Consider the following 20,807-nt stretch of genomic DNA (forward strand, 5'->3'; position numbering starts at 1 on the left):
TTCCCTTAATTTTACACTACAATACTACCCCCCCCCCGTTTTTTGTCAAGAGTGCCTACAAAAAAAGCCTTGCTTGCGCAAAGCTTAATCTTCGTCTTCCTCGTCGCGGGAACGATGGAATTTCCGTCGCTGGGTCTTTTCCGACTCGAGCGTATCCCAATCGGATTCGAGCTGCGACTCCGATTCGGATACATCGAAGTAGTTTTCTTTCGCCCGATTGTCCTGGTTTTCCTTAATGCGCAGCCGGGCTTTGAGCAGCCGGGCGCGTTTTTTCGCGTGGCGAAGCATGCGGCCATACGTGCAGAACGCGACCAGCGCGATCACGAACAGCGCCAGACAAACGATGATTCCCCACAAGTAGCCTTGGAACTCGTATTGCAAAAACGCGGTCACGATACAGCAAGCCATGCAAATAAAAATCAAGAACATCGTCGAGCGGCAGGAATTCGCGTATTTGCGGAAGAAACGATATTTTTCCTCCTCGTTGTCGATTTCTTTTTTGTATTCGCCCTCGTCCTGATAATTGCGGAACGTGAACCAGCCCGCTTCGGATTTTTTCTTCGCCGCAGATTTGGCTACGAGTTTCCAGCCGTCGCGCTCCCATTGGCGCCATTGATCGGCGGAAGGCTCGTCTTTGAAGTAGTTGATCGAATAATAGTAAGGCTTTGGATCGCCTTTGACGAAATAGTATTTATGGCCCACGTGGCGCACAAAATGGTACCCGTCTTTCGATTGCTCTCCTAAATAGTTTTCAATGACTGGATACTGGGAAAGAAGAAAATGTTTGCGATCCTCGTACAAATCCTGCTCTTCCTCGTCGTAAAACTCGTTTTCATCCTCGTTTTCGTCGTCGTCCTCTTCTTCCTCTTCGTCTTCGTATTCATATTCTTCGTCATCGTCATCCTCTTCGATGAACTGACCTTGCTTCATTCGAATCGTATCGTCTTTGCCGTCTTCTTCCAATTCCTCTTCTTCCTCCGCCAAATCAAACCGTTTCCCAAAGGATTCCGCTTCGATTTCCTCGTCAAAGGCCGGATCGTCTGCGGTTTCCTCGATGGTTTCCTCCATGGCCTGTGTCAAAGGCGCGGCTTCCTCTTCCTCGACTTCGATCGTTTCCACTTCGGGTTCCATGATTTCCACCGGTTCGATCGGGACAGCCACTTCCTCGATCTCGCGTTCCAGTTTTTCATGTCCTGGCTCGATTTCGATTCGCTCCTGCTTGACCACTTCCGTGCGTGGACGGATGCGGATCTCCTCCTCGATCAGTTCGCGGGTTTCATATGTATTCGTCTTCACCTTCACATTCGCGCTTCGATTCGCCCGCTTGCCAAAAATCTTTCGCTTCGATTTTTGCGCTTCCTGCGACTCGTCGATTTCGAAAATGGAAGATGCATCAAAATCATGCAGTTCCGGCTCGTTGAATTGAATGGATGAAATACGATCTTGCTGGTTCAACTCTTCGAGTTCGTCCAGGGCACGACTTCGCTTCAAGTCTTTTCTTTCAGATGCCATTCTTGATCACTCCATTTCTTTCCATAAGTATTTTACGTGCAATCATGGTTCAAGTCAAATGAAGTGGACTTTGCCAAACAACACGACCGTCTTATTCAAATTCCGGCACCCAGTTGCCGTTTTTAAACACATCCACTTTCGCGCCGTTTTTCAAAGTCGCCACAATGGAAAGATCTTCGCTGCCCACCATGAAATCGACATGCACGCGCGAGTCGTTCAAACCGACCGCGTCCATCTGGTCCTCTCGCAATTCCAGGCCGTCGCAAACGCATTCCAAATACGCGGCACCTAACGCGAAGTGGCACGAGGCGTTTTCATCAAACAGCGTATTGTAGAAAATCGTGTCCATTTTGGATATTGGCGAATCCACCGGAACGAGTGCGACCTCGCCCAAATACGCGGCGTTGCGGTCGCTTTTCAAAATCGCCTCCAACACATCCCGGCCGGTTCGCGCGTCAAAATCAACGACCTTTCCCTCTTGAAAGCGGAAATGGAAGTCCTCGATCACGCTTCCGTTGTAAATGAGCGGCATCGTCGCGTAGAGAACGCCGTCCACGCCGTATTTATATGGAGCCGAAAACACTTCCTCGGTCGGAATGTTTGGAAAATACACCGTGTGACGCGCATCGCGAAGCGTCGAGCTGCCACCCGCGAACCGGTAGCCGTCGGGCAGCTTCACGACCAGATCCGTTCCCCGTTTGTTTTTATAATGCAAGGACGCGATGTCGAGTCCGTTGAGCAAATCGACTTTTTTCACAAACGAGGCGTTGTGCCGCTCCCAGTTTTCTTTCGTCTTTCCCGGTTCGACGCGGCACGCGTCGAAGATCGCGTTCCAGAGCCGCTCGATCGCGTCGTGGAAAGACAGCTCGGGATACACTTTTTGCGCCCAGCCCGGTGTCGCGCAGGCCGCGACACACCATTGCGCTTCCATATGGTCCAGTTTGTCGTGCTGAAGCTTTGTCGCTTCCCGCAGCTTCGCCCGGTATTCGACTAGCCGCGTCATGTCGACGCCCTTCATCAAATCGGGGTCGTTTCCGGTAATACTTAAATAGCACGCGCCATCCTTGGCGGTTTCGTTGAAAAACAAGGCGTCGTAATCCGGAACGTGGTCAAACGCCGCGTCGTCGGCATGCTCGAGCCGTTCCTTTTCCACGACGTCGTCTTTATACCGAACGACAACGTCGCCGGCGTGCCGTTCAAACGCCGCTTTGCTCACAGCTCGCACGAGCGCTTTGGCTTCCACCGGCGCGCTAATCACGACAAGCTGCCGCGCCTTGACGTTCAGGCCTTGATCGACGATCAGCCTCGCGTATTCTTCAAGTTTTATTTGATCCATAGTATTCAACCTCACTTTTTATTTATCATATCAAAAAAAGCGGGTGGAATCGCCTTTTTTCGATTTTGTTCCCCCGCGTTATTTTTTGTTTTTTTCCTCATGGATCGACTTGCGCACTTCGTCCCAGTCGATTTTCGAACACGACGAGGCGCAAGACGAGCAATCGCCATGGCAAGAATTTTTATTTTTCCTCAAAAATCGAACGATCCATAAAACAAGACCGCCAATGACGAGGATGACTCCCAGATCCGCGATATTCATCGTGCTCCTCCTTTTTCTTTAAGATCACGCGCCTTCCAGATCCCAGTCGCTGTCGACCGCTTCCGAATCCGGCGTGTATCCTTTTCTAAATAAAAGATAGAGGATCCCAAGCAAAAGCGCAATCGCCACAACCGTAAACCCGTTGAACGCGACTTCGCCGGTAAACAACCCGCCAAGCTGGTACACGATGAGCGCACACATTGAGTTCCATCGGATCGCCCAGCGGCGCGATCTTGCGGACAAAGACTTCGACGCCTTTCGTCAGTCCCATGTCCATGATACGTCGTTTCGTGGCGCCCGATCCGTGAATTTTCACAACTTTCGCCCTTTCCTTTGGACGGCATTCATTCAACGTCTTCATACCGTTCTCCTTTCATCCTGAACAAAGATGCGTCGTCCAAGTCCCGCGTCGATGGCGACGCATCTTCCTTTTACTTCGACAATCAAATTTCCTCCAGCGCTTTGCCGGACAAGAACCGGCTCGTTTTCCACAAATCCGAGATTTTGAAGATGACTGCGGATCCGGTCCCTGCCGCCTACTTTGTGTACACGGTATACCGTACCCATATTTGCATAAGTCAATGGCATACTATCCCCCTTAGATTAGTTATAACTAACTATTATTAGTTTACACAAACCGAGTGTTAGTTTCAACTAATTTTTCCCAAAAGCGTCGACCGCCTTCTTTGCGGCATCCTATGCTAGGATGAGGGCGGAAAGAGGTGGTTCTTATGAAACAAATACGAAACGGATGCGCTTTTGTCGGCATTGTAGGGATGCTCATCGTCTTTATTCATCATTCTTTGATCGCGCTGCCGGATGTGGTCATGAAATGGACCTCTCTTGTTTTATCCATCGCGCTGGCGATGATGCTGTTTTGTATGTTCACCATGTGGCATGAGGGACGGCAAAAGAAAACCCGTTTTTGATTGAAAAAGGCAACAGCCGGCGTTTCGGCTGTTTTTTTGTTTCAAAAACAAAAACCGCATTTATTGTTTATTTTCAAAAAGAATTGATTACTGAATTCTTTTTTTCAAAAATTTTTATTGGTTTTTCGCCTGTTTTTTTCTATACTGCAATCGAAAACAAAAAGGAGGAATCAACGATGTGTGTCGTACATTTGGAACCAGAGGAATTTGTGAGTCAAGTTTATAAGAGTCATGCGAAAATCGACTTTCGCGTCTACCCGATGGACAACACCATCGCGGTTCTTGTCTATTGCATCCGCGACGGACAGACGCTCTATTATATGGACCGGGCGCTGGCTTCCACCCAAAAACAAGCTTTGATCGACGAAATGAACAGCGACGAGCGGCATGCCGAACTGTATCGAAAAGTGGCGCTGGATGAAAGACTTCGTTTCAATGGATCCTGTTCCCCGTTATAATGAAACAAGGAAAGAGAGGGTGAAGGATGGAAAACATCAAACTGGTCCTTGTCGATTTGGACGGGACGCTGCTGGACGACCAGAAACGCGTATCGGCGTATACGCTTGACGTGTTGCGCCGGCTGAAAAAGGCGGGTATTCAATTTGGCATTTGCACAGGCCGGACGCCTTACGCGGTCGAACAGCTGTTGAAAACATGGAATATGGACGAAGTGACGGATGTGATCATCGGCTTCAATGGCGGACAGATTTTTGATTTACACGAGCAAAACAGCGAGTCGATTTACGAAATGGACGGGGCGTACATTGACGAGATCCTGGCCTTTTTGGCGGATTTCGCGTTTAACGCGTTCGTCTTCGATCATTACACGCTGCACGCGTTGCGCGACGACGCCCACGCCCAAACGATTGCCCGCCGCAACTTGCTGACGATTGTCGAGGATGGACTCGCGCCGTACCGGGCAAAAAAAATCAACAAGCTGTTGACGAGCTGGGACAAAGACGATCTAGATCGTTTTTTATCGACGCATACGTTGCGTCATCCGGACTACTACATGGTGCGGTCCACCCCGACGCTGCTGGAATTCATGGATCATCGCGTGACCAAAGGACAAGGCATTCAGCGGCTATGCGAACGAAAAGGCATCCATCCCGCGCAAATTCTATCCTTTGGGGACGAATTGAATGATTTGGATATGCTGGAAAACACGATGGGCGTGGCGATGGCCAACGCCAATCCGCTTTTGTTTGAAAAAACGCGATGGCGCACGCGCGAAACCAACAACGAGGACGGAGTCGCCCGGTTTCTCGAACGCCACCTTCTGAATCGCTAAACAATGAAAGGCAGGATCGACCCTGCCTTTGACTTTCTATTATCTTACCATCGCTTCCAGCGCTTCGATTGGCTGGCTGCCCGGCTTGTGGTCAACGATCTTTCCGTTGGAAAAAGCGAAGAAATTCGGCCAAAGTTCCACATGGTACTTCTCGACAAGCGCAGGGAATTTGTCGACATCCACTTGCATGACAAGCACATCCGGATTGGCTTGGGCGTATTGTTCGACGACGGGCATTTCCGCTTTGCAGTATTTGCACCATGTCGCGAAAAACTCCACAAGCACCTTCTCTTTTTGAATGCCTTGCGCAAACTGGTCCACTCTTTGAATTTGCTCGATCATTTGCGGCTCCTCCTTTCCGTCTCTTCGCTTATTGTACAAAGTCTTTTCCAAAACACCATTCGAAACGCTTCAAAAAAACAAAATGATTTTTGTTGTGCATAACATTTGAGGCAAAAGCCGGAATATGGTTCAATACAAGCGAGCTAGATAAGAGCTCACTTCATAATCAAATTCCCTTTCTTAAAACTTTCTTGAAAAAAGGCCTCGTTGGAGGTCTTTTTTCTTGGAACGGCTTTCCTGATTTAATTTTTTGTAAAATCCGACGGCTCCATTTCCTTCTTCAAAGCCTGCACATCCTCGATTGACAATCCGGTTACTTTCGCAATGATCTCAACGGTAAATTGCTTTAGATCCAGCATCCGGCGAGCTGTGGCTAACATAGCTTTCTCATATCCATCCACATGCCCAGACTCATACACGCCCATGCTCAAATTGCACATATCCTCTACCTCCTTATTGAATTTCTCCGTCATTGGGATCTTGTACTCTTCCTCCAGGATCCTTTTCTTGTCGGCTGCTTCCATCGTGTTCGACAATAAAACATCCAGCATCTTGAAAATCCCTTCGTACCTTTCCCGCTTTTCACCGCCCAGCGTAATCAGGATTCCCGAAATCAAATCGTAGTTTTCCGGGTTTCTTTTCATGTTCCCAGCCACGCGTTCTTCCGTTATATGGTAATGGTTCATACTGTTCGCACATTCCTGCGCCGGATCGTTGCAGATCCAAATCGAATAGCATTTTTTGATCTCTCCATAGCGCGAGTTTTTGAACTCCGTGCCATACTGACGCGAAACCATCCGGCACATGTTGTACACCATCCGCGATTCCAGCGGATAGCCCGGATAAAACTTGTTTTGCGCTTCCAGATCGACAAAGACCTTGACTCTCTCTCGGCTTTTTGGAAGCAGCACATGAAACAAAATATCGAAAGCGGCCGTTCCTTCCAAAACGCTCGCGTCTTCCGTGTTCATCCCAACGATCCGCGACGTGTCCCGACGCAAAGGGACGGCGCTTACATAGGGCGTCCCTTCGATATAGAACGACTCGATGTCCTTGACATCAATGTCCTTAAATTCCGGAATACACGCTTTCACGATCCGGGCCAAAACCGGCTTTTCCGACAACAGCCGCTTGCACGCCGCCCGGTACTCGGTGCTATCCAGACTTTCGGAAAGCGAGTTTTTCTTCCATCCATACAATACCACATCCTCGCGAATAAAGGATGGTCTTGATGTTGCCGCAAACGGAAATGCCATCATCCATCCCGTCCTTTCCTCATCCTGTTCCTGCTTGGTTTGTATTTGTTCATAAAGAATCCCCTCCTATCTCTTCCTTGTTGAAACAATCATACCACAAAACACAGAATAATTGTTCGAATTCATCATTTTATCCATAAATATTATAAGTATATATAAAAATCCAGCGTCTTTTATGACGATCCGTCACAAAATTCACTGGATCCAAAGTATTCGTCCTATTCGGCTCCAATCTCATTCAGCCACGTGTCGACATCTTCAATCGACGCATCGGCAGCAAACCGCTGTCCTTCAAACCAGACACCTGTCTTCGTCAAATCCTCCAGTTTCGTCGCGCTGTCCCCCACCTTCGAACTTGACGAGGTGCAAAACGGATACACGACTTTATCCGAAAAGTCTTTGCCCTTCACAAACGAAGCCACCGGATACGCCGCCTCGTCCCACCAAATCGGATAACCGACATACACCGTGTCGTAATCGTCCCAGTCCGGCACGTCGACTGTTTTCAGTTCCACCTTGCGATCATCCATCGTGCGCTCTTTGGCAACTCGTGAATCGTCGTTGTCGTAGGCAAGATCCGCCTTCGTATACGGTGTGGCCGGCTCGATCTCAAACAAATTGGCCCCCGTTAGCTGGGCGATGTCCTCGGCAATCTTTTTCGTATTGCCGGTCGCCGAAAAATAAACGACAATCGAGGCGTCGTCTTTTGCCTCCTTGCGCTCTTCTTTCGCCGCCGGCGTGTTCTGGCACGCAGCCAGCGAAACAGCCAGCACGAGGCTGAGCATGAGTCCTGCAATTTTTTTCATGACAATCTCCTTTTTGACTATTGTACTTCACGAAGCCGGCGGATTCATTTCTAAAACTCTTTGTTCTTTTCCTTCCAGTCGCTTCAACTTTTCCCTCGTTTCTATTTTCGATATAATACAAAAAAAGGAGAATTTGACTATGCTTATTCGCGAACGACTGGAAACCACGAAGTTTTCCAACAGCGAGAAAACGATCGTGGATTTCATTTTAGAACAAAAAGAGAAAATCAAACCGATGACGACGAAGGAAATCGCCAACGCCACGTTCACCTCCCCTTCCACCCTCATCCGCATCGCCAAAAAAATGCGCTTTGAAGGCTGGTCCGAATTGAAAGAGGCGTTTTTAAAGGAAGAGGAATACTTGTCCTCCCATTTTTGCGACATCGACGCCAACCTTCCCTTTACTGCCGAAGATCCATGCTACACGATCGCCTCCAAACTGCTCACCCTTAAAAAGGAAGCGCTTGACGACACGTTCCAGCTCATCAACCACGTCGATTTGCACTACGCCATCCGGATACTCGACCGGGCGTCCCTCATTTCCGTGTTTGGCGTATCCAACAACGGATTGATCGTTCAGGAGTTCAAGCACAACATGCGCCGCATCGGCAAGCTCGTCGAAGTCGTCAACCTCCAGGGCGAGCTGCTCTACAACGCCCACACGATGCCTGCCAGCGCGTGCGCCCTCATCGTGTCCTATTCGGGCGAAACCCCGATCTATCACAAGATTTTAGCCGTCTTGAAAGAAAATGGCATTCCAAGCATCGCCCTGACCAACATTGGAGACAGCACCGTCTCCAAGCAAGCCGACATCGTGCTGCGCCTGTCTTCCAGGGAAAAGCTCTACTCCAAGATCGGGACGTTTTGCACCGACGCCTCGATCGAATATTTGCTCGACGTCTTGTTCGCCGGCGTGTTTGCGCTCCACTATGACGAATATTTGCGCGAAAAAATCGAGCGGTCGTCCCAAATCGAGCAAGGCCGGTTTTCGACGACCGAACCACTCAAAGAATCCCGCTTTTTCGACGATTTTGACTGATTTTCCGCTTTGGAAGTGTCTGGTTTGTGTTTTGAAACCGTCTATGCTTTACTAGGGTCAAGCGGGTGGTCACGCCCGTTTGAATATCAATTCCCTTTTCTACAACAACCTTATAAAAAAGGCGAAACCCGCTGCCCGGACGCATCGCGGTTTCCGCCTTTTTTTATTGATCTTCAAGCAAACGCGCGACGATTTGCCCGATTTGCTCCTGCTCCTCCTTGGAAAGAAACGGAGCCGTTTTCATCCACGTCGTTTCCGTATTCACAACCGATACGCTGCCATTCGTTTCCATGAGCCGGTCGCTCAAACAACGAAGCGACAGCCAATCCTCTTGTCGATCGAACGTCAGCACGTATTCGTCTTTGTAAATTTCCACCCGGTTCAAATCGTTGACTGTCCGGTCGTTTTGCTCCATAAAATCCGCTTCCGCCTCTTCAAGATCCATCAGGGAAGCCGTAATCGTGTTGCCCTCCTTCGTAAAACGATACGCCGGATTCAATCCCACGATTTGGCCATCCCGCCATGTAAACAAAAACTGCATCCAAAACGCAAATTCCGACGCCGGCTGCGCGTACGATGAATCGAGCGTATACGAACGAATCGAAAACCCGTCGTTTGTCTTTTCAAGCCACACGTCCACGCCCAGGCCGTTTGAAGACGCCTGCACGCTGTACGTCAAATCGTCGACCGGCAAAATGCCTGTCGATTCCGTCACCGAAATTTTCATTCCTTCCGTTTCCCACATTTGCACGCGCGAAACGCTCGTCGAATCGTTGGACAACGTCGTAACCTGTATCGTCGTTTCCGTTTGCTGCCGTTCCGTTTCCATTACTTCCACAAGCTGCTTTTCAACGGCCGGATCCAGCGTCGCCGTTTTTGGCGCGCAGCCGATGCCACCCCATCCAAGCAGCCCGATCCACAGCGCTATCCATCCTCGTTTCATGATCCAACCTCCCTGACTTCGATATCGCCACCGCTTTGCCCGACCTCGAAAACAAACGAACGGGCGTTTTCTTTTAAATCGACTCGCGCCGGCTTTGTCTTTTTCACTTGTCCGTCTTGCGTGACTGCGATTTCCAGCTCGTACTCACCGTCCTTTAACGCAATTTGCGTCATGCCCAGCATGGATCGGCCGCCGTTTTCATAAACCCGCTTTCCGTTTTGCCAAAGGGTGACGACCACAAATTCAGGTTCGCTGTCCAAATCCCAGCGAAAATCAAACTGCGCCATCGAACGCATCGACACCAACGCCTGGTTTTCAAGCACCCGCTGCAAAATAGCCGGATGCGCGTAGGCGTCTTTTAAATCGGGCGCGACATCCGCGGGCCGGACGCTTTGCACGATCTCGTTTCCAACCAGCCAGTCCACCTGCTTGACGTTTTGAATCAAGGCAAGCAACCGGATCGAAATCGTATCCAGTTCCGCTTTTTCCAAAACCTGCCCGATTTGAATCGTTAAAACGCCGTTTTCAAACCCGTACGACACGTCTTCGTCCAGCGCGGTCGCGTACGTCATGAGCGCTTTCACTTTCAAGGGGTCGCTCGTGTTTTTGATCCGCATATTGTACAACCGGGCGATCGAGCTAGAAATCGCCATCCCGTCGTCCCATTCCACCATGCCGTTGAGCCACACCTGCGTGATCCCCTCCTGCTCATACGCGTAATGAAACGAAGCGTCGGCGTTGGGCGTTTCATACACGGTCGCTTTGAGCACGTCGCCCTGACGAAGCCAGCGGATCCGGCCGATGCCCTGCCCTTTTTTCTCATCCGTTCCCTGAATGACGACTTTTCCATTCGTGTTCGTCACGTTCGCGTTTAGATTTTGCGGCTTGGCCGGCACGCCGATTCCATACACCCACACCAGCGCCGCGACGCCGATCACCAGCACGGTGCCAACGACCGAAAGCAAGATTTTTTTCCACGTCTTTCGTTTAATGAGAAGCAGGTAGTCCACCGAGCGGCTGTCCGCTTTCGGGATCTCGTTGTCCGACTTCATATTTTCATACACCGCCCGGCACGTCGGACACGACGCCAAATGGTTTTCGATCGTTTCGTTTGTGCTTTCGTGTGTCAGCTTGTCGATGTAGCTTGGCAGCAAGTCCTGCACAAGATCATGCATTTTTTGTTTATCCATCGCGTTTCATCTCCCTTCTTAGATTTTCCTTCGCCCGATAAAACGTGACCCGCGCCCAGTTTTCCGAGCGATCCATCACTTCGCCAATGTCCGCGAAACTCAAATCGCCATACATGCGCAAATAGACGACTTCGCGCTGGCTGTCGCTCAGCTTCCGGATGGCCTTGAGCAACCGCACCTTGTCGACCGGATCGGCTTGGGCGTTGGCAATCATGGAATCATCCAAATCCACCGTCGGCGGATGCTCCCGGACGTACGCCGCGTACAACGTCTTCGCGATGCCGCAAAGCCATGTCGACATCCGGCATCGGCGGTCGTACGATTTCAGCGAGCGGTACGCCTGGTAAAACGTTTCCTGCGTCAGCTCTTCGGCAATGGACTCGTCATGGCAGCGCGACAACAAAAACCGGTAAATAAATCGGGCGTGCTGTTCGTAAAGGTGTTCAAACGATTCCATCCTCTTTCTCCTTTCACCCATATATGTAAAAAATCGTCGGTTTCGTTACAAAAAAAATTTTTTTCCATTATACCGTTCGCAAATTCATCGCGACAATGTTCAAAAAAGGAAAACGCCGTTTCATTCGAATCCCGTTTTCTGTATTTCCTGTTCTTCCTTTTGTACAATGCGATCGTACCAGGGAGGAAAAAACAATGAAAAAAATCAATGAACACGAAATCATCGAACGATATGTAAACTCGAGGTCGGGCATGTACGACTGGAAGATGCCCGTCAAAACAAGCGCGCCAAGCCATCGGCCATCCCGGTTCGCCTTTGCGGGCATCCTGAAGCTTTGCGGCATCGAAAAGTAGAAGCGTCGCGCTTGGCAGGAAGGCGATTTGTATGTTTAAATAAATGTGAGCTGAAAAGAGCTCACTTCATAATCAAATTCCCTTTCTTAAAACTTTCTTGAAAAAAGGCCTCGTTGGAGGTCTTTTTTCTTGGCATTTTTGTCAACTTTTCTTGGTGGCGCTTCGCCCGTCTTTTTGGCACAATAAAGCTAGACAAGGAGGAATTATGAATTTAGGAAACAACTTATTTCACGCGCGCAGGAAAAAAGGCTATTCGCAAGAAGACGTGGCCGAACGGCTGGGCGTCAGCCGCCAGACGATTTCCAAATGGGAAACGGGCGAAACGATTCCCGACGTGTTTCAGGCCAAAAAAATGGCGCACCTTTACGACATTCCACTCGACGAATTGATCGAGCTGGACGCCACGCTTTTCGAAATCGAGGCGATTATCGCCAAAACCGACGAAGCCGTGGACGAGAAAATCGACTGGACGTCGGCATGGGCGAAAAAATACCCGGTTTTGGCGCGCTATCCGCAAACGATCAACACCGCGTACTACGCCCGGGCGATCGAACAGTTGCTCAACGAGCTACAAGCGGAAGCCGGCTACAACGATCTGGACACGATGCTTGTGCTCAAAGACGTGCTGTACCAGACGTGGAAACGAAAAAAAGGAAAATCAAACCGGTCAGCGTCTTGAGAATCGCTCAAGGCGTTTTCGTTTGTTCGCGTTTTTCAAAGGAGACGGCTTTCTTTTTGCGAACCCGGTTTCAATCAGAAAAGAAATCATTTCGCATTTTGAACGATTTGGCCATAATGAAACCGAAAAACGAAAGGAGTCTTTATGGAATCAAACGCTCTAAAAACGGAACCCGTTTCAACCTTGCTCGTTCGCATGGCGCTGCCGGCCATTTGCGCCCAGCTTGTCACGCTGCTTTACAATTTGGTGGACCGCGTCTTTATCGGACAAATGGAAAACGGGACGCTCGCCATGGCGGCCATCGGCATTTGCGCGCCCGTCGTCACGATCGTCACCGCCTTCACGAATTTGTTCGGTCGGGGCGGCGCGCCCCTTGCCGCCATGGAAATGGGAAAAAAACAAGTTAAACGGGCCGAGCAGTATATCAACCACTCTTTTTTCGCCCTCGTTCTCGTTTCCCTTGCCATCACGTTTTTGGTTTCCTTGTTCAAAAAACCGGTTTTGCTCGCCTTTGGCGCCAGCGACGCCACGCTGCCCTTCGCGCTGGACTACTTGTCCATTTATATAGCCGGCACGTTTTTTGTCCAGCTGTCCGTAGGCATGAACGACTACATCACGACGCAAGGATTCGCGAAAACCGCCATGACGACGACCGCGATCGGTGCGATCTTGAACACCCTTCTCGACCCGTTGTTTATTTTTGGACTGGGCTGGGGCGTGCGTGGGGCGGCGCTGGCCACACTGTTGTCCCAAATGGCTTCCTTTCTCTGGGCGATGCGTTTTTTGCTCGGACCGAAAACACGCCTGCGTTTGTCTTTTCGGACGTTTCACGCCCGGTCCTCCATCTTTCAAGACATCCTCAAGCTGGGCGCCTCGCCGTTTTTCATGAGCTTGTCCGAAGGCGTGCTCGTCTTGTGCTTCAACACGCAAGCGTACCGGCTTGGCGGGGACGTCGCGGTTGGCGCGATGGCCATCCTGTTTTCGATGTTTCAGTTTTTGCTGCTGCCCGTCGAAGGCGTCACGATTGGCGCCCAGCCTATTTTGAGCTACAACTACGGTGCCAAACAACACGAGCGGGTTCGAAAGACGATTCGTCTCACGCTCCAAACCACCCTTTCCTTTACTGTTGCCGCGACGGGCCTTCTTGTTTTGTTCCCGTGCCCGGTGCTCGCCATTTTCACACACGATCCCGCGCTCATCGAGCTGGGCTCCCGCCTGCTTCCCGTCTATATGGCTGGATGCTTTGGCATCGGCGCCAATTCGACGTTCCAGCAAACGTACAACGCCCTGGGCGCGGGCGGACGCTCGTTTTTCTTCGCGTTTTTTCGCAAAGGAATCCTGCTCGTTCCCCTGCTCTATCTTTTGCCCGCGCTCACCAATGGCGGTCTTGTCGCGCTTATGCTGGCCGAGCCGGTTTCCGACGCGCTGACGACGCTTGTCAACGCGCTGTCGTTTCGAGGGTTTGCCCGACAAACGCTTCAAGCCGCTTCCAATCACCAACCCGTTTTATCCTTCGAATAAAAAGGAAAAAGGCGACAATCTCGTCGCCTCTTGATGGTTGTTTTAGAAATCCACGTCCTCGTTGTAGAAGCAAGCCTTCAGCAGCCGTTCCATTTGTTCCGGGGTAATGGAGCGCGGGTTGCTTCCGGTGCACGCGTCGCCGACAGCCAGCTCGGCCACCGTTGGCAGTTTTTCAAGGAACTCCGCCTCGTCGATGATACCGCCCTCGTACTCTTTGATGCTTGGAGCGATGTTGAGCTGTTTATTCATTTCATTGATGTGCTCGATGAGCGCCTTGGACGTTGGCTCCAGGCCGATGAACGCCGCGATCTCGCCATAGCGTTTTTCCGCTTCCGGCTCTTTCGCATTGTAGGCGATGACCTTCGGCAAATACATCGCGTTGGCCGCGCCATGCACGATATGGCCGCCCGAGTACGCGGCACCTGTCTTGTGAGCCATCGAGTGCACGATGCCAAGCAGCGCGTTCGAGAACGCCATGCCTGCCAGGCATTGCGCGTTGTGCATACGGTTGCGCGCCTCCTTGTCCCCGTTGTAGGAATCCACAAGGTTCTCGTCAATCATCTTGATCGCGTGCAGCGCCAGCGGATCCGTGTAGTCGCAATGCAGTGTCGACACGTACGCCTCGATGGCGTGCGTCAAGGCGTCCATTCCGGTGTTGGCTGTCAGCTTTGGCGGCATCGTCTGCGCGAGCGCCGGGTCGACGATCGCCACATCCGGCGTGATGTTGAAGTCGGCCAGCGGATATTTGATGCCTTTGTCGTAGTCGGTAATGACTGCGAACGCCGTCACTTCCGTCGCCGTGCCCGACGTGGATGGAATCGCGACGAATTTCGCCTTCGTACGCAATGTCGGGAACGCGAACGGCGTGATCAAATCCTCGAATTTCGTTTCCGGGTATTCATAGAACGCCCACATCGCCTTGGCCGCGTCGATTGGGGAACCGCCGCCCACCGCGACGATTACATCCGGTTCAAATTCCTGCATGACCGCCGCGCCACGCATTACCGTTTCCACGGAAGGATCGGGCTCGACGCCTTCGATCAAAATCGTTTCCATGCCGGCTTCCTTCAAATACGACTCGATCGTATCCAAAAAGCCGAAGCGCTTCATGCTGCCGCCACCTACGACGATGGCCGCTTTCGTGCCTTCCAGCGTCTTCAGCGCTTCCAGCGCGTTTTCCCCGTGATACAAATCCCGAGGCAGTGTAAAACGATACATATTCAATTCCTCCTCTTACTGTGTTGATTTTGTATAGCCGGTTTCATTATAGCGTGGTTTTCGGCGGGTTGCCACTTCTTTTTGAAAGCGTTTTCAGTTTCTTTTATTCGCCCAAATCGTCTCCGTTCGTCGCGATGACGGTTTTATACCAGTCAAACGAATCCTTTTTGATGCGGCGGCCTTCCCCGCTACCATCGTCCTGGTAGTCCACATAAATGAAGCCGTACCGCTTGTGCATCTCGCCGGTCGAAGCCGAAACGAGGTCGATGCAGCCCCACGGCGTATAGCCCCACAGCTCGACGCCATCCTCATTGATCGCCTGATCCATCGCTTTGATGTGGTCGCGCAAGTAGTCGATATGCGCCCCATCGTGCACGACGTCGCCTTCCTCGAGCGCATCCTGCGTTCCGACGCCGTTCTCCACGATCATGAGCGGCTTCTGGTAGCGGTCGTACAAAATATCAAGCGAATAGCGCAATCCCGTCGGGTCGATCTGCCATCCCCAGTCCGACGCCTTCAAATACGGGTTTTTGAATCCCATCGACATGTTGCCAATCGAGGTTTCCGCCGCGTCCGACTGTTTCGCCGCGCAGTTGCTCATATAGTATGAGAACGAGATGAAGTCCACCGTTCCGTTTTTCAACGTTTCCTTTTCCTCGTCCGTCAAATGGATTTCGATGCCTTCGCGTTCGTACTCTTTCAGCTTGTAGGCCGGATAATATCCTCTGGCCTGCACGTCGCAATAAAAGAAGTTGCTGTTCATCTCGCCCCAGCACGCCATGATGTCGTCCGGGTTGCACGTCAAAGGATAGTACGTCATGAACGCGATCATGTTGCCGACTTTGTTGTTGGCGTCGATGGCGTGCAATACCTCGACCGCTTTCGCGCTGGCCAGCAGCTGGTGCTTGGCTGTCATCGCCAGCTTTTGCGGATCGGTCGAAGGGACACCCGCGCCCATCCAGCCGCCATGCCCGAGCGTGTTGATCTCGTTGAACGTCAGCCAGTATTCCACCTTGCCTTTGTATCGTTCGCCAACGACTTTCACATAGCGCAAAAACGCCTCGATCGTTCTTGGATCGTTCCACGAACCCCATTCGTTTGTGAGTCCAAGCGGCGTCTCGTAGTGGGAGAGCGTGACAAGCGGTTTGATGCCGTGTTTGTTGCATTCGTCGAACAGCTCGTCGTAAAACTTCAGTCCCGCCTCGTTGGGCTCGGTTTCCAGTCCGGTCGGGAAAATGCGCGTCCAGTTGATCGACGTGCGGAACGTCTTGAATCCCATCTCGGCAAACAAGGCGATGTCCTCCTTGAACCGGTGGTAGCCATCCACCGCCTCGTGGCTTGGATAGTCATAGCCTTCAAACACGCCGAATTTCGCGTCGTCCGGCGTGTTGAGCGTGAACATCTCGTCGGCGTGCACGACGCCATCCGCCGTTTGGTACGTCACATAGCGCGCCTGCGTCCTCGAACCGCGGGTCACGACATCGGCGGTGGACAAGCCTTTGCCTTCGGCGTCCCAGCCGCCTTCATACTGGTTGGCGGCTACGGCGCCGCCCCATAAAAAATCCTTTGGAAAACTCATAATCCGTTCCTCCTTCTTTTTCTTCATTATAAAATGAAAACGCTGTCAATCTACAAAAACAAGTCAAATTGTTTCATTGTTTCGGTCTTTCCTTCCAAAACCAAATGGAAAAGAGAACATCGTTCCCTTTTCCTCACAAGAGATGAAAAACTATTATTTTAACAGAATGTTCATTATGAAATTCATTGAATGGAAAGAAAATTCGAATTGTTTCGAAAACATCAAAAAGAGATACCAAGCAACAGTGTCTTTCAAGTATTTCTACCTAAGTCTCCCGGAAAAGTCAACGAATGTCTTTTTATCGGTCCGGTTCAAAACTTTTGTCATTTGAAATGATAAAACTTTTAAAAAAACAAAGTTTTTTCATTCTGAACGACAAAACTTTTTAGTATAATAGAGATGAAAGGAGAGCTTCTATGAAGAAATTAATTGATCGTCCTCAATATTTAGCTCAACTGATTGGTCATAAAGATGTAGATTTAGTGAAGATCATAACTGGTATTCGTCGTTGTGGTAAGAGCTCGTTGCTGGACTTATTTCATCTTTATTTATTGGAAACCGGAGTAAGCGATGGTCATATTATCCATCTTAATTTGGAATCTATGAAGTATCGAAATCTGACTGACTATGTGGTCTTTTATGATTTTGTTGCGAGTCAACTCCAAGATGGTCAAAAAACTTATTTGATGTTTGATGAACTTCAAAATGTTGAACACTGGGAAAAGGCGATTGAATCCTTCCGACTCGATTTTGATGTGGATATTTATATTACTGGTTCGAATGCCTATTTATTATCTTCCGAATTCTCCACTTTACTTTCAGGTCGTTATGTTGAGATCCGTGTATTTCCGCTTTCCTTTGCTGAATTTTTAACCTTCAACACCTGGGAAGACTCCATTTCAATAGAAGAAAAGTTTCAAAAGTATTTACAATTTGGGGGAATGCCGATTTTAAGTGAATATCATTTTGATGAAACTAGATGCAATCAAGCATTAGAGGGTATTTATTCAACAATTATTTTACGTGATATTATGCAAAGAAATTCCCAAATCAATCAAAATACCCTACAGCGTATCACTTTGTTTCTTTGTTCGAATATTGGCAATATTACTTCTCCAAATAATATGGGGAATGTGTTATCAAGTGATGGCGCTATAGAATCAAGTCGCCAGGCGCTTACCCGAAACACGGTCGAACGTTACATCACCTTATTGAAAAACGCATTTTTATTTATACAAGTCAATCGTTATGATGTGAAAGGAAAACAATTATTGAAGACATTGGAAAAGGATTATATTATCGACCTTGGTTTTCGCAATCTGCTTTTAGGGTATCGGGATGTGGATCGGGGTCACATGCTCGAAAATGTGGTTTACCTTGAACTCATGCGCAGAGGCTACCGTGTTTATATTGGCAAAGTCGGTACGACAGAAGTTGATTTCATTGCGGAAAAGCCGAATGAAAAAAAATACATTCAAGTGACAGAATCATTACTTTCCGAAGATGTTCGAGACCGTGAACTTCGTCCTCTCCACGCCATTCATGATCATTATGAAAAGATCGTTTTATCCATGGATCGCAGTTTCATTAACTCGGAAGATGGAATCAAACTGATCAATCTTATTGACTGGCTGTTGGAAAAAAAATAAAAGCCATTGATACACTCATAAAACAATGGTTTTGGATCATGTTGTGGAAGTCAAAGGATGACTTCCTTTTTTTTCTGAGCCCTCCTCTTTCGTTTTCGGTATATTATTTCATCTTCTCTTCAAAAACACCATCATTTGCTATGCTCCTTTTTGCCATTGATCGTTTTGCGCGACAAAAAAAGAGAGCGTCGCTCACGACTCCCTCAATCTATTTGTTCCAATTCCACCTGATGCCCCACGTTCGAGCCCAGAGTATCCGGCAAGAAGATACCCGCCTTCATCAGCGCCTTGCCCGAAAACACCATTCCGTCTTCCTTGCGGCGATAAAACGCCATCGGATCAAGCCCTTGCAGTTTGACATGCGGCTTTTTCGCGTTGGGCTTGTGCTCGAACACAACCGCCTGCACGAGCGCGGTCTTTTTGTCTTTGGACACAAACGACCACGCGCACACGTTGTTTGCGTTCGGGTCGCTCAACCGGTAATAGTCGCCATCAAACACGAGTGGCTGCATCGCCTTGTACGTTTCGACTTGCGCCTTGACTTCCTCTTTTTCCTCGTCGCTTAACGTGGACAAGTCGAGCTCGTAGCCAAACGTGCCCGCCATCGCCACGATGCCGCGCGTCTTGAGCGACACGGTCCGTCCAGTCTGGTGGTTTGGCACCGCCGAAACGTGGGAACCCACGCTGCTGATCGGATAGAAAAAGCTCGTGCCATGCTGGATGAGGCAGCGGTTGTGGGCGTCGGTGTCGTCCGAGCACCAGTATTGCGGAAAATAGTACAGCATTCCCGCGTCGAAACGGCCGCCGCCACCCGCGCAGCCTTCAAAGAGCACGTCGGGAAAGCGCGAAGTGAGGCGGTCGGCCAAATCGTACACGCCCAGCATATAGCGATGCGCCATCTCGCTTTGCCGTTCCGGCGCCAGGGACGGCGCGTAAAAGTCGCTAATTGAGCGGTTCATATCCCATTTGATGTAGTCAACGCCGTTTTCCTCGATCAACGCCATGAACGTGTTCGCCAAATAGTCGACAACCTCCGGGTTGGCCATGTCCAGCACGAGCTGGTAGCGGCTGCGGGCCGGATCGCGCAGCGGCGAGCGAAGCACCCAGTCCGGATGGGCACGGTACAGCATCGAGTTTTCCGACACCATTTCCGGCTCGATCCACAAGCCGAACTGCATCCACTTGTCATGGACGCGATCCACGAGCTCGCGCAGCGGCATTTGCAGTTTTTGCTCGTTGACGACCCAGTCCCCCAGACTCGAGTCGTCGTTGTGGCGCTGGCCAAACCAGCCATCGTCCAGCACGAACAATTCAATGCCCAGCTCGCGAGCCGTTTGCGCGATGTCCAACAGCTTTTCGCCGTTGAAATCGAAATACGTCGCCTCCCAGTTGTTGATGAGGATCGGCCGCTTTTGATGCACGAACCGGGAACGGATCAAGTGCTCCCGGATGAAATCGTGGTACTGGCCGCTTAACGTTCCCAGCCCGTTTTCCGTAAACGACAAAATCGCCTCCGGCGCGCAAAAGCGCTCGCCCGGCTTGAGCGTCCAGTTCAGATTTTCGCTTCGCAAACCGATCGTCGCCCGCAGCTGGTCAAGCTGGTCCTTTTCGACTTCGGCCTCGAAGCTTCCCGAATACACAAGCAGCATTCCGTACGCCTCCCCGCTTGTCTCGGTCGTGTTCGCTTTGGCGAGCACGAGGCCCGGATTGTGCTGGTGGGACGACTGGCCGCGTCTGGAACCAATCGAAAACGTCCCGTGGGTGAGCGGCGTCTTTTCCATCATCCGCTCCATCGCGTGGCGGCCATGGAAGTGGATCACCTCATAGTCGCTGGTCGGCAAATCGAGGCTGGCGCTCACGATTTTTTTCACCTTGATTTCAAACGGTGTCAAGTTGCGGATGACAACCGAGCGCGTGATGACGTTCTCCTCTTCAAACACCCCGTAAAGCAAGTCCACGTAAATATCGTACACCGTGTCCTTGAGCGTGATTTTCAATGTCTGGCCGTCGCCAAACGAGGCCGGCAAGCCCTCAAGCGCGTACTTGTCCGGCATGATCTCGTACGAAAAATAACGCAAATCCAGCGAGGACGAGCCATCGGGCACCGTCAGCAAAAGCGCGGGATTGCGAAAATCCGAAATCCCGCCGCACGAGTATTCAAGCAGACGGTCGTTGAGCGAGTACATCCGGCTTTTTTCGGTATCCCACAAGTTGGCGGAAAAGCTGATTTCCGGATAATCCTCGATATAGCTCATATCCATGGCGGTATCGGGACCGTACCACGTATGGTTCAAAACGCCATACTGGTCGACTTTCATTTGGTATAGGGAATCACGCGTGCACAGTGAAAATAATGAATCGTGTACTTGTATTGACATGTTCGTTCTCCTTTTGGTTTGATTTATTCCCAGTTTTAACGGAACGAAGCAAAATTGTCAACTTGTTT

The 20,807-nt window shown here is 50.4% G+C and carries 22 protein-coding genes; 8 read left to right on the forward strand and 14 right to left on the reverse strand.

Going from position 1 to position 20,807, the window contains the following annotated elements; translation table 11 throughout:
- Positions 1-84 precede the first annotated feature (84 nt).
- The 5 genes from ABNS49_RS04560 to ABNS49_RS04580 form a co-directional block, all read right to left on the reverse strand.
- A complete protein-coding gene (locus ABNS49_RS04560; protein WP_135980525.1) occupies positions 85-1,512 on the reverse strand; it encodes a DUF2812 domain-containing protein in 1,428 nt (475 codons plus the stop codon).
- Between the two features lie 91 nt (positions 1,513-1,603).
- Entirely contained in the window at positions 1,604-2,848 is a 1,245-nt protein-coding gene (locus ABNS49_RS04565) for an aminopeptidase (RefSeq protein WP_289108524.1), read from the reverse strand.
- A 78-nt stretch (positions 2,849-2,926) separates the two neighbouring features.
- Complete coding sequence (locus tag ABNS49_RS04570) at positions 2,927-3,109, reverse strand: FeoB-associated Cys-rich membrane protein (protein WP_135980524.1); 183 nt, start codon at positions 3,107-3,109, stop codon at positions 2,927-2,929.
- An 85-nt stretch (positions 3,110-3,194) separates the two neighbouring features.
- Entirely contained in the window at positions 3,195-3,470 is a 276-nt protein-coding gene (locus tag ABNS49_RS04575; RefSeq protein ID WP_135980523.1) for a FeoA family protein, read from the reverse strand.
- Positions 3,467-3,697, reverse strand: a complete 231-nt coding sequence (locus tag ABNS49_RS04580; protein WP_135980522.1) for a FeoA family protein — start codon at positions 3,695-3,697, stop codon at positions 3,467-3,469. Before ABNS49_RS04580 ends, ABNS49_RS04575 begins: the two co-directional genes overlap by 4 nt.
- Before the next feature lie 143 nt (positions 3,698-3,840).
- Between ABNS49_RS04580 and ABNS49_RS04585 the strand changes: the two genes are divergently transcribed.
- From ABNS49_RS04585 to ABNS49_RS04595, 3 genes are all read left to right on the forward strand, one after another.
- The gene (locus ABNS49_RS04585; protein ID WP_135980521.1) at positions 3,841-4,038 is read left to right on the forward strand and encodes a hypothetical protein; all 198 of its coding nucleotides are present in this window, start codon (positions 3,841-3,843) and stop codon (positions 4,036-4,038) included.
- Positions 4,039-4,214: 176 nt separating this feature from the next.
- Positions 4,215-4,496, forward strand: coding sequence for a hypothetical protein (locus tag ABNS49_RS04590; protein WP_135980520.1), 282 nt, complete (start codon positions 4,215-4,217; stop codon positions 4,494-4,496).
- Positions 4,497-4,522: 26 nt separating this feature from the next.
- Positions 4,523-5,329, forward strand: a complete 807-nt coding sequence (locus tag ABNS49_RS04595) for a Cof-type HAD-IIB family hydrolase (protein WP_135980519.1) — start codon at positions 4,523-4,525, stop codon at positions 5,327-5,329.
- A 39-nt stretch (positions 5,330-5,368) separates the two neighbouring features.
- Here the strand turns inward: ABNS49_RS04595 and ABNS49_RS04600 are convergent, their stop codons facing one another.
- From ABNS49_RS04600 to ABNS49_RS04610, 3 genes are all read right to left on the reverse strand, one after another.
- Entirely contained in the window at positions 5,369-5,671 is a 303-nt protein-coding gene (locus tag ABNS49_RS04600; RefSeq protein WP_135980518.1) for a thioredoxin family protein, read from the reverse strand.
- Positions 5,672-5,913: 242 nt separating this feature from the next.
- Positions 5,914-6,930 (reverse strand): hypothetical protein, encoded by a 1,017-nt coding sequence (locus ABNS49_RS04605; protein ID WP_304963797.1) that lies wholly within the window; start codon positions 6,928-6,930, stop codon positions 5,914-5,916.
- Positions 6,931-7,145: 215 nt separating this feature from the next.
- Entirely contained in the window at positions 7,146-7,733 is a 588-nt protein-coding gene (locus ABNS49_RS04610; protein ID WP_135980516.1) for a flavodoxin, read from the reverse strand.
- Positions 7,734-7,872: 139 nt separating this feature from the next.
- On the opposite strand from ABNS49_RS04610, the gene ABNS49_RS04615 reads away from it, so the two are divergent.
- Entirely contained in the window at positions 7,873-8,772 is a 900-nt protein-coding gene (locus ABNS49_RS04615; RefSeq protein ID WP_135980515.1) for a MurR/RpiR family transcriptional regulator, read from the forward strand.
- A gap of 163 nt (positions 8,773-8,935) precedes the next feature.
- Here the strand turns inward: ABNS49_RS04615 and ABNS49_RS04620 are convergent, their stop codons facing one another.
- The 3 genes from ABNS49_RS04620 to ABNS49_RS04630 are packed head-to-tail and all read right to left on the reverse strand — an operon-like array spanning position 8,936 to position 11,362.
- Positions 8,936-9,715 (reverse strand): hypothetical protein, encoded by a 780-nt coding sequence (locus tag ABNS49_RS04620; RefSeq protein ID WP_288343533.1) that lies wholly within the window; start codon positions 9,713-9,715, stop codon positions 8,936-8,938.
- On the reverse strand, positions 9,712-10,905 hold the full coding sequence (locus ABNS49_RS04625) for a zf-HC2 domain-containing protein (protein WP_288343531.1): 1,194 nt from the start codon (positions 10,903-10,905) through the stop codon (positions 9,712-9,714). Before ABNS49_RS04625 ends, ABNS49_RS04620 begins: the two co-directional genes overlap by 4 nt.
- Positions 10,898-11,362, reverse strand: a complete 465-nt coding sequence (locus ABNS49_RS04630; RefSeq protein WP_135980512.1) for a sigma-70 family RNA polymerase sigma factor — start codon at positions 11,360-11,362, stop codon at positions 10,898-10,900. The genes ABNS49_RS04625 and ABNS49_RS04630 overlap by 8 nt, the downstream gene beginning before the upstream one ends.
- A 194-nt stretch (positions 11,363-11,556) precedes the next feature.
- Between ABNS49_RS04630 and ABNS49_RS04635 the strand changes: the two genes are divergently transcribed.
- The 3 genes from ABNS49_RS04635 (at position 11,557) to ABNS49_RS04645 (ending at position 13,915) form a co-directional block, all read left to right on the forward strand.
- On the forward strand, positions 11,557-11,715 hold the full coding sequence (locus ABNS49_RS04635; RefSeq protein ID WP_168353596.1) for a hypothetical protein: 159 nt from the start codon (positions 11,557-11,559) through the stop codon (positions 11,713-11,715).
- Between the two features lie 205 nt (positions 11,716-11,920).
- Positions 11,921-12,394, forward strand: coding sequence for a helix-turn-helix transcriptional regulator (locus ABNS49_RS04640; RefSeq protein WP_348687971.1), 474 nt, complete (start codon positions 11,921-11,923; stop codon positions 12,392-12,394).
- Positions 12,395-12,538: 144 nt separating this feature from the next.
- Positions 12,539-13,915, forward strand: coding sequence for an MATE family efflux transporter (locus ABNS49_RS04645; protein ID WP_288343026.1), 1,377 nt, complete (start codon positions 12,539-12,541; stop codon positions 13,913-13,915).
- Positions 13,916-13,957: 42 nt separating this feature from the next.
- On the opposite strand, the gene ABNS49_RS04650 is transcribed toward ABNS49_RS04645, so the two are convergent.
- Both ABNS49_RS04650 and ABNS49_RS04655 read right to left on the reverse strand, forming a co-directional pair.
- Positions 13,958-15,133 (reverse strand): iron-containing alcohol dehydrogenase, encoded by a 1,176-nt coding sequence (locus ABNS49_RS04650; RefSeq protein WP_288343028.1) that lies wholly within the window; start codon positions 15,131-15,133, stop codon positions 13,958-13,960.
- Between the two features lie 103 nt (positions 15,134-15,236).
- Positions 15,237-16,712: a family 1 glycosylhydrolase gene (locus ABNS49_RS04655; protein WP_288343030.1), complete on the reverse strand. Its 1,476-nt coding sequence runs from the start codon at positions 16,710-16,712 to the stop codon at positions 15,237-15,239.
- Positions 16,713-17,128: 416 nt separating this feature from the next.
- Between ABNS49_RS04655 and ABNS49_RS04660 the strand changes: the two genes are divergently transcribed.
- Positions 17,129-18,361 (forward strand): ATP-binding protein, encoded by a 1,233-nt coding sequence (locus tag ABNS49_RS04660; RefSeq protein ID WP_288343032.1) that lies wholly within the window; start codon positions 17,129-17,131, stop codon positions 18,359-18,361.
- Between the two features lie 203 nt (positions 18,362-18,564).
- Here ABNS49_RS04660 and ABNS49_RS04665 read toward each other — a convergent pair whose 3' ends face one another.
- Positions 18,565-20,739 (reverse strand): alpha-galactosidase, encoded by a 2,175-nt coding sequence (locus ABNS49_RS04665; protein WP_288343034.1) that lies wholly within the window; start codon positions 20,737-20,739, stop codon positions 18,565-18,567.
- Positions 20,740-20,807: the final 68 nt, after the last annotated feature.

The sequence above is a fragment of the uncultured Dubosiella sp. genome (assembly GCF_964018005.1).
In the GTDB taxonomy this organism is placed as follows: Bacteria; Bacillota_I; Bacilli_A; order Erysipelotrichales; family Erysipelotrichaceae; genus Dubosiella; species Dubosiella muris.